The sequence below is a fragment of the Mesorhizobium maamorense genome, assembly GCF_044998965.1.
Taxonomy (GTDB): domain Bacteria; phylum Pseudomonadota; class Alphaproteobacteria; order Rhizobiales; family Rhizobiaceae; genus Mesorhizobium.
On sequence record NZ_CP173356.1, the window covers coordinates 3312513 to 3327183 of the forward strand.

Consider the following 14671-nt stretch of genomic DNA (forward strand, 5'->3'; position numbering starts at 1 on the left):
ACCTTACTGTCCAAGCGGCAAGGTCGTCAGCCGCCCGAACTCCGGACGCGGCACATCATCGCCACACAGTCGCAGGCAATTCCACGCGCTCGCCTGGTTGCTGGTGACGACCGGGCGGCCGATAGCCTGTTCCATCGCGGCAACCGCCAGCGCCGAGCGCAGCGCCGTGCAGGACACGAACAACGCCTCGGCCTGCGGGTCAGTCGCCTCGCACGCCAGATCGACGAGGGCTGCCGGCGCAATGCGCGCCATCTCGCGGTCATCCTCGAAGCCGAGACAGGTGAAGCTGGCGATCTCGAAGCCGCGTTCGGCGAAATAGGCCGCCATCGGCCGGCTCGTCTCGACGGTGTAGGGGGTGAGAATACTGATCCTCTTCGCGCCCAGAGCCCTCAGTCCGCGCACGCCCGCCATCGGCGGCGTGACCACGGGCACGCCAGGCTTGGCCGCCTGGATCGCCGCCTCGATCTCGGCATCGCCGATCACCACGGAGGCCGACGTGCAGGAGTAGCAGATGGCATCGAGCGGTTCGTCCGGCAGGATCAGCGCCGCGCCAGCCGTCAGTTCGTGCTGCATCTTGCGCAGATTCTGAGGTGTGGTCGGATTCTTATAGGGGATGCGGGCGACATAGATGCCGATCCTCTCACTCGCCACCATGCGACGGAAGTCCGGCTCGCTGGTGTGGTCGGTGGCCAGGATGATCAGGCCGACGCGCTTTTCCAACGGGCGCACCTCGAGTGCGGGCCTTGTCGGCATCAGCCTGATTTCGGGAAGCGGCTTCATGGGAACTACCTTTCGATCTTGCCGTAGCGATGTTCCAGCCAGCGCAGCAGCATAACCGAGAAAAGGCTGATGATCAGGAAGAAGGCGCCGACCAGCGTCATCGGCTCGACATAGCGGTAATAGGTGTTGGCGACGCTCTTGGCCTGGTTCATCAGCTCCAGCACGGTGATCGCCGACAGCAGCGGCGTCTCCTTGAACATGGCGATGAAATAATTGGCCAGCGCCGGGATCATCGGCGGGATTGCCTGCGGTATGACGATGTGGGTCCAGGTCTGGCGAGCGCTGAGATTGCAGGCTTTGGCCGCCTCCCACTGGCCGCGCGGCACGTTCTCGATGCCGGCGCGATAGACCTCCGCCGTATAGGTGCCGTAGTGCAGCCCAAGCCCGATGACGCCGGCCACCAGCGGCGGCAGCAGGATGCCGAAATCGGGCAGCACGTAGAAGATGAAGTAGAGCTGCACCAGCAGCGGCGTGCCGCGGATGAATTCGGCCGCCCAGCCGACCGTGCGCGACATCATCTTGTTCGGCGAGCGGCGGGCCAGTGCGATGCCCAGCCCGACGATTGCCGCCAGCACCGAGCCGAGCACCGTCGCCAGGATGGTGATCTTCACCCCCTCGATCAGCGTCGGCAGGATCTGCCGGACGAAATCCCAGTCCCAATCCATTACAGGGCCCAATCCATCAGACGCGCACTCCGTCGAGGCCGCGCGCCATGCGCCGCTCCAGCGACCGCACGCCCCAGGAGATGACGAGCGCGAGCGCGAAATAGATCACCAGGATGGTGGTGAACGGCATCAGCGTGCTGCCGGTCTGCGAGCGCACCACCTGCGCCTGGAAGGTGAGATCGGCGAGCGAAATCAGGGAGACGACGGATGTCGCCTTGAGCAGTTCGATGGCGTTGTTGCCGAAGGTCGGCAGCATCACCAGAAGCGCCTGCGGCAGGATGACATGGCGCATGCCTTGCCAGCGGCCGAGATTGAGAGCCGTGCAGGCCTCGTATTGCTCGGCGCCGACCGACTGGATGGCGCCGCGTACCACTTCCGCCGCATAGGCGCCGACATTGAGGCCCAGCGCCAGCACGCCGGCTTGCAGCGGAGTGAGCTCGACGCCCGCCAGGGGCAACACGAAATAGGCCCAGAACAGCTGTACGAAAATCGATGTGCCGCGGAAGAACTCGATATAGGCGGTGGCGAGCGCCCGCAACGCGAAGAAGCGCGACAGCCGCCCCATCCCGGCCAGGAAGGCCATGATGAGGGCCAGCACCGACCCCATCAGCGTCAGCTCGATGGTGACAAGCGCTCCCTGCAATATCAGGCCGAGATAGCCGGACCACTGGGTCATGTATCAGAGGCTTCCAACGTTTGGTTTTAACAACTTCCCCCTCTCACGGGGAGAAGATGCAGGTTCACCCTCCTTAGCTGCAGCGCAGCTGCCGCGAAGGACGGGCAGGCGGATGAGAGGCGGCTCCAAGCTCGCAGAAACGCGCGCTGCCCCTCATCCGGCCCTTCGGGCCACCTTCTCTCCGTGGACGGGGAGAAGGAAAAGAGCTTATTTCGCCGCGCAGAGCTTGTCGCGCGTCGTCGACATCGCCGCCGCCGCCGAGAAGCCGTAGGGCTCGATGATCTTGGCGAACTCGCCCGACTTCTTCATCTTGGCGAGCTCGACGTCGAAGGCGTCGCGCAGCGCCTCGTCACCCTTCTTGAACGCGGCGCCGTCGCAATAGACGGGCGCGCCCTGCACGGGTGCTATGACTTCGAGGCTCGGGTCATTGGCCTTCTTCATCAGATCGTTGATCGACAGGACGGGGAGCGAATAGGCGTCGATGCGGCCGTCCTGCACCATCTTCAGCCCGCTCTGGCCGTCGGGCACGACGATGACGCGGTCACGCGGCACGCCGGCGTTGAGCGCGAGCTTCTCCTCGGTGCCGCCGCCGGGCGCGCCGATGGTGGCGGAGGTGTCCTTGGCGACATCCTCGTAGCTCTTGAAGCCCTTCGGATTGCCTTTCTTCACCAGCATCGCCTCGGCGTCGCACAGCACCGGCTCGGAATAGGCAACCGCCGCACAACGCTCCGGCTTCATGAACAGGCCGGCGGTGACGACATCGAAACGCCCGGCCTGCAGGCCGGGGATCATGGCACCATATTCCGAGATCGACGCGGCGACGTCGGCGACGCCCAGCCGCTTGAAGATTTCCCGTGCCACGTCGGGCGCGGCGCCCGAAACCTTGCCGTCGGCGGCGACCGCCGTGTAGGGCGGCTCGTTGGCGATGGCGAGGCGGGCGAAGCCTTGCGCCTTCAGCTGCTCGAGCTTGCTGTCGTCGGCCGATCCGATGTTCGAGGCCGCGAGCACGGCGGTCAGCGCAAGACCGGCGACGCCGGCCAGAATGCCAAGTTTTTTCATTGTTCCCAACTCCATGTTTGTGTTCTTGGTTGCAGTCATTTCAGGACGGCAATACCGCCCTTGCGGACGGTGTCGCCGCCTCTGGCATGGCGGTCAGACGCGATGTCCGGCCGCGATGATCTTCTTCAGGAAACCTTGCGTGCGCTCCTGTTTGGGATGGCGGAAAATCTCATCGGGTTTGCCCTCCTCGACGATGCGGCCGCGGTCGAAGAACAGCACCCGGTCGGCGAAGTCGTGGGCAAAGCCCATTTCATGGGTGACGAGCAGCATCGTCATGTCGGTTTCGGCCGCGAGCTTGCGCATCACGTTGAGCACCTCCTCGACCAGTTCGGGATCGAGCGCCGAGGTGACCTCGTCGAACAGCATGATCCGGGGCGACAGCGCCAGCGCGCGGGCAATCGCGACGCGCTGCTTCTGGCCGCCCGAAAGCTGTGCCGGCATGGCCTTGGCCTTGTCGGCCATGCCGACCATGTCGAGCAATTCCATCGCCCGCTTCTCGGCGGCAGCGCGCGGCGTGCCCTTGGTCAGCATCGGCGCCAGCGTGACATTGTCGATGACGCATTTGTGCGGGAACAGATTGAACAGCTGGAAGACCATGCCGATCTTCTGGCGCATCCTGGCCAGATGCCGCTCGTCGGCGGCCAGCAGCTGGCCGTTTCGCTCCATGTGATAGAGATGCTCGCCGTCGATCTGGATGTGGCCGCCATCGATGCGCTCCAGCGTCATCAGGATGCGCAGGATCGTCGTCTTGCCCGAGCCGGACGGGCCAATCAGCGCCAGCTTCTCGCCGGGCATGACCTGCATGGACAGGCCGTCCAGCACCTTGAAAGTGCCGAAGCTTTTCGAAATGCCATCGACCTTGATGATAGGCGCGGATGCGGACAAACGAATTTCCCGTGCTGGAGAAGCCTATGCCCTTAACGATGCGGAACCCGCCAAATCATGTCAATTGGGAAAATAATATCATGACAATTATTCTGATCCCGCACAATTCTTGGACATTCAGTGCCTAGCAATGTGCCGAGATCGAAATCAAGTCGAACCGAAAATGACAGCACCGGGGACGCCTTTGGCGGTCGGCATCGTCTGGATAGCGGCACATCTCGCTAGATTGCGAGCAGCAGATGCTCGGGGTCGCCAAGCAGCAGCTTGGTGACAACGCCGAGGCCGGCGCGCAGTTCCCCCTCGGTGGTCGAGCCCAGCGAGATGCGCACCGCCGGTTGCCAGGGCGCTTGCGAGATGCGGAAGGAGGCGCCGGGCGCGATCGCCACGCCTTGCAGGCGCGCCTGGGCGACGAAGCTCTCCTCGGCACGGTCGGCCGGCAACTGCAACCAGACATGCAGTCCGTCGCGCCGGGTGCGATAGTCGACGCCGGCCAGCACCTCGGCGACGATGTCCTGGCGTCGCCGCAATGCTGTGCGTTGCCAGCGCACCAGTTCCATCGCGGTGCCGTCGGTCACCCATTTGGTGGCGATTTCCGCCACCAGCGGCGTCGCCATCCAGTTGGAAACCAGATGCCGGTTGGCGACCGCGGCGACATAGCGGTCGGGTGCGGCGAGATAGCCGATGCGCAGGCCCGGCACCACGATCTTGGTGAAGGACGTGACGTAGAGCGTGCGTTCAGGCGCGAAGGCGGCGACCGGCGGCGGCCGGTCCTCGACCAGCGGCCCCAGCACATCGTTCTCGATGATGGCTATGTCGTGCCTGCGCGCAACCGCCGCAATCTGCTCGCGCCGCGCCGCATCCATCAGCGTCGCCGTCGGGTTGATCACCGAAGGCTGCACGAACACGGCGCGGATGTCGGAGATCCGGCAGGCCTCGTCCAGCGCTTCCGGGATAAGGCCATTGCCGTCTATCGGCAGGCCTTCGAGGTTGAAGCCGAGATAGCGGGCGAGCGGCACCAGCGTATGGTGGCCGATCGCCTCGGTGGCGACGGTCGAGCCGGGCGGCGCCACGCTCATCAGCGCCACCGTCATGCCGGCGGTAGCGCCATTGGTAAGGCTGATATTCTGCGGCGACGCATCAAGACCGCACAGTTTCAGCCACTCGACCGCCACGGCGCGGTGACGGGGAAACACCATGTTGGGCCGGAACGACAGCGCCGAGCTCGACGGCAGGTTGTCGGCCAGCCAGCCCAGCGCCTGCTTTAGCCGCTCCAGATGCATCGGCTCGCAGACCGGCTTCAGGATCGAAAGATCGATCACTTCGCCCAGCCGCTCCGGCAGATAGGGCGGTTCCGGCTCGCGCCGCTGCGTCTGGACGAAGCTGCCGCGGCCGATCTCGCCCGAGATCAGGCCGCGGCGAATCAGTTCCTCATAGGCGCGACTGACCGTCTGCACCGATAGTTTCAACTCGTCGGCCAGCCGGCGATGCGTCGGCAGCCGCGCGCCGTTGGCGAGCCGCCCATCATGAATGGCGCGCGCGAACTGGTCGGCCAGCGACTGGTAGGCGGGCCGCCGGATGAGCGCGGGATCAGGTTGCCATAATGTCATGACTTATTAGAGATCGAAATCAGTGCAATTGACAATCGAAATAATGCGCCGTCATGGTACGGCGGGACCAAAAAGTGGATACAGATGGCCGCCGCGAAACTCGACCCGATCGACCTCAGAATCCTCGACGCGATCCAGCGTGACGGGCGCATCACCAAGCTGGCGCTGGCCGACAAGGTCGGCCTGTCACCGACGCCGTGCTGGATGCGGCTGCGCAAGCTGGAAAAGGCTGGCATCGTCTCCGGCTATCATGCCTCGATTGCCATGCGCGTCGTCGCACCCGTCGCCACCGTGCTGATGGAGGTGACGCTGGCCAGCCATCGCCAGGCCGATTTCGACCGCTTCGAGCGCGTCATCCGCGACATACCTGAGATTGTAGCCTGCTGGTCGGTGGGCGGCGGCGTCGACTACGTTCTGAAGGTGATGGCGCGCGATATCGATACCTATCAGCGGCTGGTCGATGCCTTGCTCGAACGCGAAATCGGCATCGATCGCTACTTCACCTACATCGTCATCAAGACGGTGAAGGACGAGACCGTGCTACCGCTTGCCGATCTGTTGCCGGTGCAGTCCTGAGATCGAAACCAGCGTTCATCTGGCACCGTACGCTCGGAGAATGCGCGAAAGCACCCGCCCCACCCCTGCGGCTAGACAGATCGTCCTGCTCCCCAGCCGAATAGAGAGAATCTCTCTATATAGCTGCACCTAAACAGCCTCATCCTTCGCGCCGACGCCCCTAGTCTTGCGGCATCACCCCAATCGGGAGCAATCGATGATGTCCGCGCATTTTGCCCGTTCGTACCGCCATGAAGCGCTCGACCGCCTCGCCGACCGCCGGCTGCTGCGCGAGCTTGCCTATGTCGACGGGCACTGGACGGCAAGCGAGGCGGCGGAGAGCTTCGAGGTCACCGACCCGGCGACCGGCGCCACGGTGGCCTTCGTCGCCGCGCTCGATGGCCGCCAGACGGCAAGTGCGATCGACGCGGCGGCGCGCGCTTTCCCTGCCTGGCGGGCGCTGTTGCCGCAGGAGCGCTCGAAAATCCTGCGCAAATGGTTCGATCTCATCATCGCCGCGAAGGATGACCTCGCTCTGCTGATGACGCTGGAACAGGGCAAGCCCTTGAAGGAATCGCTCGGTGAGATCGATTATGCCGCCTCTTTCGTCGAATGGTATGCCGAGGAAGCAAAGCGCCTCAACGCCGAAAGCGTAACCAGCCATCTGGCGAACGCGGAAATGACGGTGCGGCGCGAGCCGCTCGGCGTCGTCGGCGTCGTGACGCCGTGGAACTTCCCGTCCGCCATGCTGACCCGCAAGGCGGCTGCGGCCCTTGCCGCCGGTTGCACCATCGTCGCCCACCCTTCTTCGGAAACGCCGCTCTCGGCGCTGGCACTGGCCGAACTCGGCGAGCGCGCCGGCCTGCCCGCCGGCGTCTTCAATGTCGTCACAGGCAAGGCGTCGATCATTGTCGGGCGAATGTGCGAGGACCCTCGCGTGCGCGCCATGAGCTTCACCGGTTCGACCGAGATCGGCAGGCTGATCGCGGCCCAGAGCGCGCCGACGATGAAGCGGCTGGTTATGGAGCTTGGCGGCCACGCGCCGCTGATCGTCTTTGCCGACGCCGATCTCGACAAGGCCGTGCGCATCGCCGTCGACGCCAAATTCGCCACGTCCGGCCAGGACTGCCTCGCGGCCAACCGCATCTATGTCCAGCGGCCGATCTACGATCGTTTCTGCGCCGCCTTCGCCAAGCGCATCGAGGCGCTGCGGACCGGCAATGGCCTTGCCGACGAAAGCGACATCGGCCCGCTGATGCATGAGCGCGCCGTCAAGAAGGTCGAGGAGCAGGTCACCGACGCGCTCGCCCATGGCGCCCGCTGCCTCGTTGGCGGCATAAGGCACCAGGCCGGCCCGTTGTTTTACCAGCCGACGCTGCTGGCTGACGTATCTGACGAGGCACTGATCATGCGCGAAGAAACGTTTGGTCCGGTCGCAGCCGTGACGCCGTTCGACAGCGAGGACGAGGTGACCGCGCGCGCCAACGCCACTGAATATGGTCTGGTCGCCTATGTCGTGACCGAGAACGGCGCCCGCCAGCAGCGCCTGGGCAGGGCGCTGGACTACGGCATGGTCGCCATCAACCGCGTCAAGATCACCGGTGCGCCGATCCCGTTCGGCGGCGTCAAGCAGTCCGGCATTGGCCGCGAGGGTTCGCGTCAGGGGCTCGAAGCTTTCACCGATCTCAAATATCTTTGCCTGGACGTCGCTTAAGCCGCGTCCACGTTCCTCAAGGAGTCAAAAGAATGCTCGACCAGTCCAACGAACTCGCCGCCTGGGATCGTGATCACTTCTTCCATCCCTCGACGCATATGGGCACCCACGCGCGCGGTGAATCGCCGACGCGCATCATGGCCGGCGGTGAAGGCGTCACCGTCTGGGACAGCAACGGCAGAAAAAGTATCGATGCCTTCGCCGGCCTCTACTGCGTCAATGTCGGCTATGGCCGCCAGAAGATCGCTGACGCCATCGCCGCCCAGGCCACGAACCTCGCCTATTACCACGCCTATGTCGGCCACGGCACCGAGGCCTCGATCACGCTGTCGAAGATGATCATCGACCGTGCGCCGAAGGGCATGTCGAGGGTCTATTTCGGCCTCTCCGGTTCGGATGCCAACGAAACCAACATCAAGCTGATCTGGTACTACAACAACGTGCTTGGCCGCCCGGAGAAGAAGAAGATCATCTCGCGCTGGCGCGGCTATCACGGCTCCGGCATCATGACGGGATCGCTGACCGGGCTCGATCTTTTCCACAACGCCTTCGACTTGCCGCGCGCGCCGATCCTGCACACCGAGGCGCCCTATTATTTCCGCCGCGCCGACCGCTCGATGAGCGAGGAGCAGTTCTCGCAGCATTGCGCCGACAAGCTGGAGGAGATGATCCTTGCCGAAGGGCCCGAGACCGTCGCCGCCTTCATCGGCGAGCCGATCCTCGGCACTGGCGGCATCGTGCCGCCGCCCGCCGGCTACTGGGAGAAAATCCAGGCGGTGCTGAAGAAGTACGACGTGCTCCTGGTCGCCGACGAAGTGGTGACGGGCTTCGGCCGACTGGGCACCATGTTCGGCTCCGACCATTACGGCATCAAGCCGGACCTGATCACCATCGCCAAGGGCCTGACCTCCGCCTATGCGCCGCTGTCGGGCGTCATCGTCGCCGACAAGATGTGGCAGGTGCTGGTGCAGGGCTCCGACAAGCTCGGCTCACTGGGGCACGGCTGGACCTATTCGGCGCATCCGATCTGCGTCGCCGCGGGTGTGGCCAATCTCGAACTGATCGATGAGATGGATCTGGTGAGGAATGCCGGCGAGACCGGCGCCTATTTCCGCGCCGAATTGGCCAAGGCCGTCGGCGGCCACAAAAACGTCGGCGAGGTGCGCGGTGACGGCATGCTGGCGGCGGTCGAGTTCGTCGCCGACAAGGACGACCGTGTGTTCTTCGATCCGGCGCAGAAGATCGGACCGCAGATCGCCACGGCCCTCGCCGCAAGCGGGGTCATCGGCCGCGCCATGCCGCAGGGCGATATTCTGGGCTTCGCCCCACCGCTTTGCCTGACGCGCGAGGAGGCTGACACCGTGGTGGCCAAGACCGCCGATGCCGTGAGGAGCGTGTTCGCCAATCTCTAATTGTCGAGATCGGCGCTGCCCCTCATCCGCCTGCCGGCACCTTCTCGTCGTTCACGGAGAGAGGGTAAAGGTGAGGGGCAGCGCCAACGTACAAAGTATTCGGAAGTGAACGCGATGACCTCTCATCCCACCCTCCCCGCCACCATGGCGGCCGTGCAGCTTACCGGCCACGGCGGCCCGGAAAAGCTCGTCTACCGCACCGACGTGAAAGTGCCTGTGCCCGCCGCCGGCGAAGTGCTGGTCAAGGTCACCGCCTGCGGCATGAACAATACCGACGTCTGGGTTCGCCAGGGCGCCTATGGCACGGAGGAGGACGCAGGGGCCGTGTCGACATGGCGGCGTCAGGGCAACACGCTGACCTTCCCCCGCATCCAGGGCACCGACACGGTCGGCACCATCGCCGCCGTTGGCGCAGGCGTCTCGCCGGATCGCATCGGCGAGCGAGTGATGGTCGATTTCTCGATCTACAATCGCGACGACGATTCGCTCGCCGACATCGACTATATGGGCCACGGCCGCGACGGCGGTTACGCCGAATACCAGGCTGTGCCGGCCGAGAACGCCCATGTCGTCGACACCGACTTGAGTGACCTCGAACTCGCCACCTTCTGCTGCGCCTATCTCACCGGCGAGCAGATGCTGGAACGTGCAGGGCTCAATGCCGGCGAACGCGTGCTGGTCACCGGCGCCTCGGGCGGCGTCGGCTCCGGCATCGTGCAATTGGCGCGGGCGCGCGGAGCCATTCCCTATGCCGTCGTCGGCAAGGGCAAGGAGCAGGCAGTGCTCGACATCGGCGCCGAAGCCGTGATCACCCGTGGCGTGGCCGACCTGCCGCAAGCCGTGGCCAAGGTGACCGGCGGCCAGCCCATCGACGTCGTGGCCGACCTTGTCGGCGGCGCGATCTTCAACGATCTGTTGCGCATCCTGAGGCCCGAGGGCCGCTACACCACCGCAGGCGCCATCGCCGGCCCGGTCGTCCAGCTCGATCTCAGGACCATGTATCTCAAGCAGCTTCAGCTTCACGGCTCGAGCCAGGGCACACGTGCGGATTTCCGCCGTATCGTGCGCTATATCGAGGAAGGCAAGATCCGGCCGCTGGTCGGCGGCGTCTACAGGCTTTCCGATTTCCACCGCGCCCAAGCCGATTTCATCGCCAAGGATTTCGTCGGCAAGCTGGTGGTGGTGCCTGACGCCGTGGCTGAACGGCGGCACCCTAAATAAAGAGGACGGAGCAGCAGCGCTTCTCGGCGCCGGATGCGTCACCGTGCCAAAGGACGACCGTCAGGTCTTGCCGTCAAATTCATCATGTCGGCCGGCATGGCGCACCATGCGCCGAAAGCTCATCGAGATATGGGCTCGCCTGATGTGCCCGATCGATTCCCAATCCCCGATTTCCGCCGCGGCCAGCACTTCCTCCATTTCGCGCCGGAAGGCCGTGAACTCCTCCACAAGGCCGAGTTGCGGCATCATCTTGAGGACTACGCGCGCAACCTGAAAATACAGTCTTTCGCTTATTTCGCGCAGGGGCTGGTTCCCGGTCATGCCGGATAGTTCAGTGAAGAAGTCCATGTTCAGCTGCAGGAAGGCACGCTGATCCGGGTTGAGCATATCGGAATCGCAGCGCGCGATGAGCGCTCGGATGCGATCGAGGTCGACCGCCGTTCGGGGCATTGGCGAAAGCTTGCCGACAAGCAGCGCGAGTTCCAGTCGCAGATGATAGACCTGCTGCAACTCCTCGATGTCGACGTCGGTAACGATCGTACCGACGCCGTGGATCGATTGCACAAGCCCTTCGGCCTCGAGCCGCGCCAGCACGCGTCGGACCGGTGTGCGGCTGATCTCGAATTCCTGGGCGAGTTCTTCTTCGGAGAGCCGGCTCCCCGGCGGATAATCGAGAAGGCAGATACGGTCGCGCAGGATTAGGTAGATGCGTTCGAACCGTTCGCGCGCCGAAAGCGGACGCGAAGGCGGCACTGTCTTGGCCGAGGCATCCGTATCAAGCGTCATCCAGCCTCCAGGACCGCGTGCAGGAACTGCCGCGTCCGCTCATTCTTGGGTGCGCCGAAAAGCTCTGCTGGCGGCCCCTGCTCGCAAATTTTACCCTGGTAGAAGAAGCAGACGCGATCGGAAAATTCCTTGGCGAAGCCCATCTGGTGGGTGACCATGAGCATCGTCAAATCATGCTCGCGGCCGATTTGCCTTATCACTTGCAGCACTTCGCCGACAAGTTCCGGATCGAGCGCGGACGTCACCTCGTCGAACAGCATTATCTTGGGCCGCATCGCCAGCGCCCTGGCAATGGCGACGCGCTGTTGCTGGCCGCCGGAAAGCTGTGAAGGATAATGATCCTTCTTCTGCGACAGCCCGACCATGTCGAGAAGCTCGGCCGCCCGTGCTTCGGCATCGGCCCGCTTCATGCCAAGCACTGTCATCGGCGCCTCGATGCAATTGGCCATCGCCGTCATGTGTGGAAACAGGTTGAAAGACTGGAACACCATGCCGATCTTCGCCCGGATGCGGCGGATATGGGCAAGATTGGCGGGCACCAGCTTTCCGCCTTGCTTCATATGTGTCAGTGTCTCGCCTTCGACCCAGATGACGCCGTCATTGATCGTCTCCAGCGTCATCAGCATGCGCAAGACCGTGGTCTTGCCGGAACCGGACGGTCCGATGACGGAAACCTTCTCGCCGCGCGCGATTTCGAGGTTCAGCCCGTCGAGCACGGTGAGCGCGCCGTAACGCTTCGAGACATTGTCGAAACGGACCATCGGTTGTTCGGTCATCGCGCGGTCCTCCGGTTGAGCAGGCGTTCGAGAGCACGGATGAGCGCGGCCGAAACCAGGCTCATGGCCAGGAAGAACAGGCCGACCAGCGTGATCGGTTCGGTGTAGCGGAAGGTTTCGGAGCCGATGATCTTGGCCGTCTGCATGAGTTCCAGCACGGCGATGGCCGACAGCAGCGGCGTCTCCTTGAACAGCGCGACGAGATAGTTGCCGAGCGCCGGCACGATCGGCGGTATCGCCTGCGGGATGATGATGTCGCGAAAGGTCGTCCAGGAGGAGAGGTTGAGTGCGATCGAGGCTTCCCACTGGCCGCGATGGATGTTGTCGAAGCCCGCGCGGTAGACTTCCGAGCAATAGGCGGCGTAGTGAATGCCGATGGCCAGAACGCCGGCCGTGAATGCGTCGAGCACGACGCCGAATTTCGGAAAGACGAAATAGAGGAAGAAGATCTGGATGAGCAGCGGCGTCGAGCGGATCAGTTCGACCAGCACCGAGATCGTCCAGCCGGTCCAGGGCACCGCGATACGGATTACCGCGAGGACCAGCCCGAGCAAAGCCGCGATGACGAAGCCGAGCAGCGTCGCCTCGATCGAGACGACGGCGGCGCGTGCGAGCACCGGCAGGATCTCGGCGGCAAAACTCCAATCCCAGATCACGCCGCCCTCCCCCGCGCCAGACCGAGCGAGGCCCGCCTTTCGAGAAGCCGCATGCCGATAGAAACGGTGAGCGACATGGCGAGATACATCAAAAGCACCAGCGTGAAGATAGGAATGGTCTTGAAGGTGTTCTGGTTCATCTGCTGCGCCTTGAAGGCGAGGTCCGTGAGCGTGATCAGCGAAACCAGCGCCGTCGATTTCAAAAGCTCGATGAACAGATTGCCCCAGGGCGGGATCATGGCGACGAAGGCCTGGGGCAGGATGATCCGGCGTAGCATTTGCGCGCGGCTCATGTTGAGCGCCGTTCCCGCCTCCCATTGGCCGCGCGCGACCGACTGGATTGCGCCGCGCACGCATTCGGATCCATAGGCGCCGACATTCAAGCCAAGCGCCAGCACCGCGACGGGAAACGCGTCGAGCGTGACCCCGAATTGCGGCAGCACGAAAAACAGCCAGAACAATTGCACGAGCGCCGAGGTGCCGCGAAAGATTTCGACATAGACCGTCGCCAGCCATCTGAGGGGCGCTGGACCATACATGCGCGCCAGCGCGGCGAGCACCCCCATCACGACCGCCAGCAGGCTGCCGAGGACGGCGATCTCGATCGTCAGGACGGCACCCTGCAATAGGCCCGGTAGGAACAGCCTGTATGTCTCCTGCGTCGCCAGCGCCGCGATCACGGCCAGCGAAACGACCAGCATGGCAACGAGCGTACGGATACCCATCTGCTTCTCCGAGGAAAAAAAAGGGCGGCGTTTTCACGCCGCCCAGCAGTTGGGAATTTATTCGCCCTTGCAGAGCTCTGCAGTCGTCTTGTTCGGCAGATAGTCCTTGCCGAAGCCGAGCGGCTCGACCAGCGCGATATGCTCCGGCGTACCGAGGAACTTCTTCAGTTCGGCGTTGAACGCTTCCTGCAGATCGGTGTCCTCCTTGCGGAAGCCGAAGCCGCCATGGCCCTTCACCGACTTGCCGGCAACTTCACCGAAGGGCTTGGTCGATTCGACGCCATCGGCCTTCTTGGCCATGTCGGCGATCGAGAGCGCGGTTAGCGCGGCAGCATCGGCACGGCCAGACTGGACCGCCGCGACCAGGCTGGATTGGTCGGGCAAGGAAACGACTTGTCCTTGGGCAACGCCGGCGTCCTTCGCATATCCCCCTCGACGGCGCCCGCCATCACGGCGAGCTTGAGATCGGGATTGTCCTTGATGCTCGAATAGTCCTTCACGCCTTTCGGATTGCCCTTCGCGACCAGCATGGCCTGGCCGATGCCATAGGACGGTTCGGAAAAATTGATCTCGGCGCAGCGCTTGGGATTGATGAACATGCCGGCGGCGATGATGTCGAAGCGGCCGGCCTTGAGACCCGGAATGAGCGAGCCGAATTCGGTCAGCACACCGTCGACCTGCGCAATGCCCATCTTGGCGAGCACCGCCTTGGCGACTTCCGGCGCTTCGCCGGTCAATTTGCCGTCAGGCGTGGCGAAACCGAATGGCGCCTCATTGGCGAAGCCGACGCGGATATAGCCGTCCTTCTTGGCGCGTTCGAGCGTCGTTTCGGCATGGGCCGGCAGTGACGTGAATGCGGTCGCGGCGAGCGCAAGACAGGCGGCGGCCTTCACGAGCGCGCGGCGGGATATCTGTGACGTGAACATGCTTTCCCCTTTTCTTCTTCGATAATTATCGGGCTCGAACGATGTTTCTCCACCATCGCGTCAAGCGCACTAAGACGTATACAACTCATCTGGACATATCGCAAGACGCACTGTACGAATCTGGAAAAATCGCCGTTGGGCTTGATTGTGCGGCCTTGTGATGCGCAAGTTGTGCACAATTAAGGTGTGCTTTCTCGATGCGGATACGAACCGCCTTTGGATGAGGGC

Annotated in this window: 16 protein-coding genes; 4 read left to right on the forward strand and 12 right to left on the reverse strand. The window is 63.7% G+C overall.

Annotated features, from left to right (window positions below; all coding sequences use genetic code 11):
* Positions 1-3: 3 nt before the first annotated feature.
* The 6 genes from eutA to ACIU1A_RS16850 all read right to left on the reverse strand — a co-directional run bounded on the left by eutA (position 4) and on the right by ACIU1A_RS16850 (position 5672).
* Positions 4-780, reverse strand: a complete 777-nt coding sequence (gene eutA, locus ACIU1A_RS16825; protein WP_404927819.1) for an ectoine utilization protein EutA — start codon at positions 778-780, stop codon at positions 4-6.
* Positions 781-785: 5 nt separating this feature from the next.
* Complete coding sequence (gene ehuD, locus ACIU1A_RS16830) at positions 786-1445, reverse strand: ectoine/hydroxyectoine ABC transporter permease subunit EhuD (protein ID WP_140521357.1); 660 nt, start codon at positions 1443-1445, stop codon at positions 786-788.
* Positions 1446-1461: 16 nt separating this feature from the next.
* On the reverse strand, positions 1462-2121 hold the full coding sequence (ehuC, locus tag ACIU1A_RS16835; RefSeq protein WP_140517343.1) for an ectoine/hydroxyectoine ABC transporter permease subunit EhuC: 660 nt from the start codon (positions 2119-2121) through the stop codon (positions 1462-1464).
* A gap of 207 nt (positions 2122-2328) precedes the next feature.
* Positions 2329-3180 carry an ectoine/hydroxyectoine ABC transporter substrate-binding protein EhuB gene (gene ehuB, locus ACIU1A_RS16840; RefSeq protein WP_140499273.1) on the reverse strand — a complete coding sequence of 284 codons (852 nt, stop codon included), beginning with the start codon at positions 3178-3180 and terminating at the stop codon, positions 2329-2331.
* Between the two features lie 93 nt (positions 3181-3273).
* Entirely contained in the window at positions 3274-4065 is a 792-nt protein-coding gene (ehuA, locus tag ACIU1A_RS16845) for an ectoine/hydroxyectoine ABC transporter ATP-binding protein EhuA (RefSeq protein WP_140499274.1), read from the reverse strand.
* Between the two features lie 221 nt (positions 4066-4286).
* Positions 4287-5672: a PLP-dependent aminotransferase family protein gene (locus ACIU1A_RS16850; protein WP_140499275.1), complete on the reverse strand. Its 1386-nt coding sequence runs from the start codon at positions 5670-5672 to the stop codon at positions 4287-4289.
* An 84-nt stretch (positions 5673-5756) separates the two neighbouring features.
* Between ACIU1A_RS16850 and ACIU1A_RS16855 the strand changes: the two genes are divergently transcribed.
* The 4 genes from ACIU1A_RS16855 to ACIU1A_RS16870 all read left to right on the forward strand — a co-directional run bounded on the left by ACIU1A_RS16855 (position 5757) and on the right by ACIU1A_RS16870 (position 10574).
* A complete protein-coding gene (locus ACIU1A_RS16855; protein WP_140517347.1) occupies positions 5757-6248 on the forward strand; it encodes an Lrp/AsnC family transcriptional regulator in 492 nt (163 codons plus the stop codon).
* A 199-nt stretch (positions 6249-6447) separates the two neighbouring features.
* Positions 6448-7941, forward strand: a complete 1494-nt coding sequence (locus ACIU1A_RS16860) for an NAD-dependent succinate-semialdehyde dehydrogenase (RefSeq protein ID WP_404927939.1) — start codon at positions 6448-6450, stop codon at positions 7939-7941.
* A 32-nt stretch (positions 7942-7973) separates the two neighbouring features.
* Positions 7974-9353 (forward strand): aspartate aminotransferase family protein, encoded by a 1380-nt coding sequence (locus ACIU1A_RS16865; RefSeq protein ID WP_140582667.1) that lies wholly within the window; start codon positions 7974-7976, stop codon positions 9351-9353.
* Between the two features lie 105 nt (positions 9354-9458).
* Entirely contained in the window at positions 9459-10574 is a 1116-nt protein-coding gene (locus tag ACIU1A_RS16870; RefSeq protein WP_404924729.1) for an alcohol dehydrogenase family protein, read from the forward strand.
* Between the two features lie 60 nt (positions 10575-10634).
* Here the strand turns inward: ACIU1A_RS16870 and ACIU1A_RS16875 are convergent, their stop codons facing one another.
* The 6 genes from ACIU1A_RS16875 to ehuB (ACIU1A_RS16900) are packed head-to-tail and all read right to left on the reverse strand — an operon-like array spanning position 10635 to position 14443.
* Positions 10635-11360 carry a GntR family transcriptional regulator gene (locus tag ACIU1A_RS16875; RefSeq protein WP_404924730.1) on the reverse strand — a complete coding sequence of 242 codons (726 nt, stop codon included), beginning with the start codon at positions 11358-11360 and terminating at the stop codon, positions 10635-10637.
* Complete coding sequence (ehuA, locus tag ACIU1A_RS16880) at positions 11357-12136, reverse strand: ectoine/hydroxyectoine ABC transporter ATP-binding protein EhuA (protein ID WP_404924731.1); 780 nt, start codon at positions 12134-12136, stop codon at positions 11357-11359. The genes ACIU1A_RS16875 and ehuA (ACIU1A_RS16880) overlap by 4 nt, the downstream gene beginning before the upstream one ends.
* The gene (gene ehuD, locus ACIU1A_RS16885; RefSeq protein ID WP_140499281.1) at positions 12133-12792 is read right to left on the reverse strand and encodes an ectoine/hydroxyectoine ABC transporter permease subunit EhuD; all 660 of its coding nucleotides are present in this window, start codon (positions 12790-12792) and stop codon (positions 12133-12135) included. The genes ehuA (ACIU1A_RS16880) and ehuD (ACIU1A_RS16885) overlap by 4 nt, the downstream gene beginning before the upstream one ends.
* Positions 12789-13517, reverse strand: coding sequence for an ectoine/hydroxyectoine ABC transporter permease subunit EhuC (gene ehuC, locus ACIU1A_RS16890; RefSeq protein ID WP_140517355.1), 729 nt, complete (start codon positions 13515-13517; stop codon positions 12789-12791). Before ehuC (ACIU1A_RS16890) ends, ehuD (ACIU1A_RS16885) begins: the two co-directional genes overlap by 4 nt.
* Before the next feature lie 57 nt (positions 13518-13574).
* Positions 13575-13901 (reverse strand): hypothetical protein, encoded by a 327-nt coding sequence (locus ACIU1A_RS16895; protein WP_404928090.1) that lies wholly within the window; start codon positions 13899-13901, stop codon positions 13575-13577.
* Entirely contained in the window at positions 13838-14443 is a 606-nt protein-coding gene (gene ehuB, locus ACIU1A_RS16900) for an ectoine/hydroxyectoine ABC transporter substrate-binding protein EhuB (RefSeq protein ID WP_404924732.1), read from the reverse strand. The genes ACIU1A_RS16895 and ehuB (ACIU1A_RS16900) overlap by 64 nt, the downstream gene beginning before the upstream one ends.
* Positions 14444-14671: the final 228 nt, after the last annotated feature.

Excerpts from the sequence above, each read along its gene's own strand:
- ehuC (WP_140517343.1), bottom strand. The coding sequence starts at position 2,121 with ATGACCCAGTGGTCCGGCTATCTCGGCCTGATATTGCAGGGAGCGCTT.
- ehuB (WP_404924732.1), bottom strand. The coding sequence starts at position 14,443 with ATGTTCACGTCACAGATATCCCGCCGCGCGCTCGTGAAGGCCGCCGCC.
- ehuA (WP_404924731.1), bottom strand. The coding sequence starts at position 12,136 with ATGACCGAACAACCGATGGTCCGTTTCGACAATGTCTCGAAGCGTTAC.
- ehuC (WP_140517355.1), bottom strand. The coding sequence starts at position 13,517 with ATGGGTATCCGTACGCTCGTTGCCATGCTGGTCGTTTCGCTGGCCGTG.
- ACIU1A_RS16855 (WP_140517347.1), top strand. The coding sequence starts at position 5,757 with ATGGCCGCCGCGAAACTCGACCCGATCGACCTCAGAATCCTCGACGCG.
- ACIU1A_RS16865 (WP_140582667.1), top strand. The coding sequence starts at position 7,974 with ATGCTCGACCAGTCCAACGAACTCGCCGCCTGGGATCGTGATCACTTC.
- eutA (WP_404927819.1), bottom strand. The coding sequence starts at position 780 with ATGAAGCCGCTTCCCGAAATCAGGCTGATGCCGACAAGGCCCGCACTC.
- ACIU1A_RS16875 (WP_404924730.1), bottom strand. The coding sequence starts at position 11,360 with ATGACGCTTGATACGGATGCCTCGGCCAAGACAGTGCCGCCTTCGCGT.
- ACIU1A_RS16860 (WP_404927939.1), top strand. The coding sequence starts at position 6,448 with ATGTCCGCGCATTTTGCCCGTTCGTACCGCCATGAAGCGCTCGACCGC.
- ACIU1A_RS16850 (WP_140499275.1), bottom strand. The coding sequence starts at position 5,672 with ATGACATTATGGCAACCTGATCCCGCGCTCATCCGGCGGCCCGCCTAC.
- ehuB (WP_140499273.1), bottom strand. The coding sequence starts at position 3,180 with ATGAAAAAACTTGGCATTCTGGCCGGCGTCGCCGGTCTTGCGCTGACC.
- ehuD (WP_140521357.1), bottom strand. The coding sequence starts at position 1,445 with ATGGATTGGGACTGGGATTTCGTCCGGCAGATCCTGCCGACGCTGATC.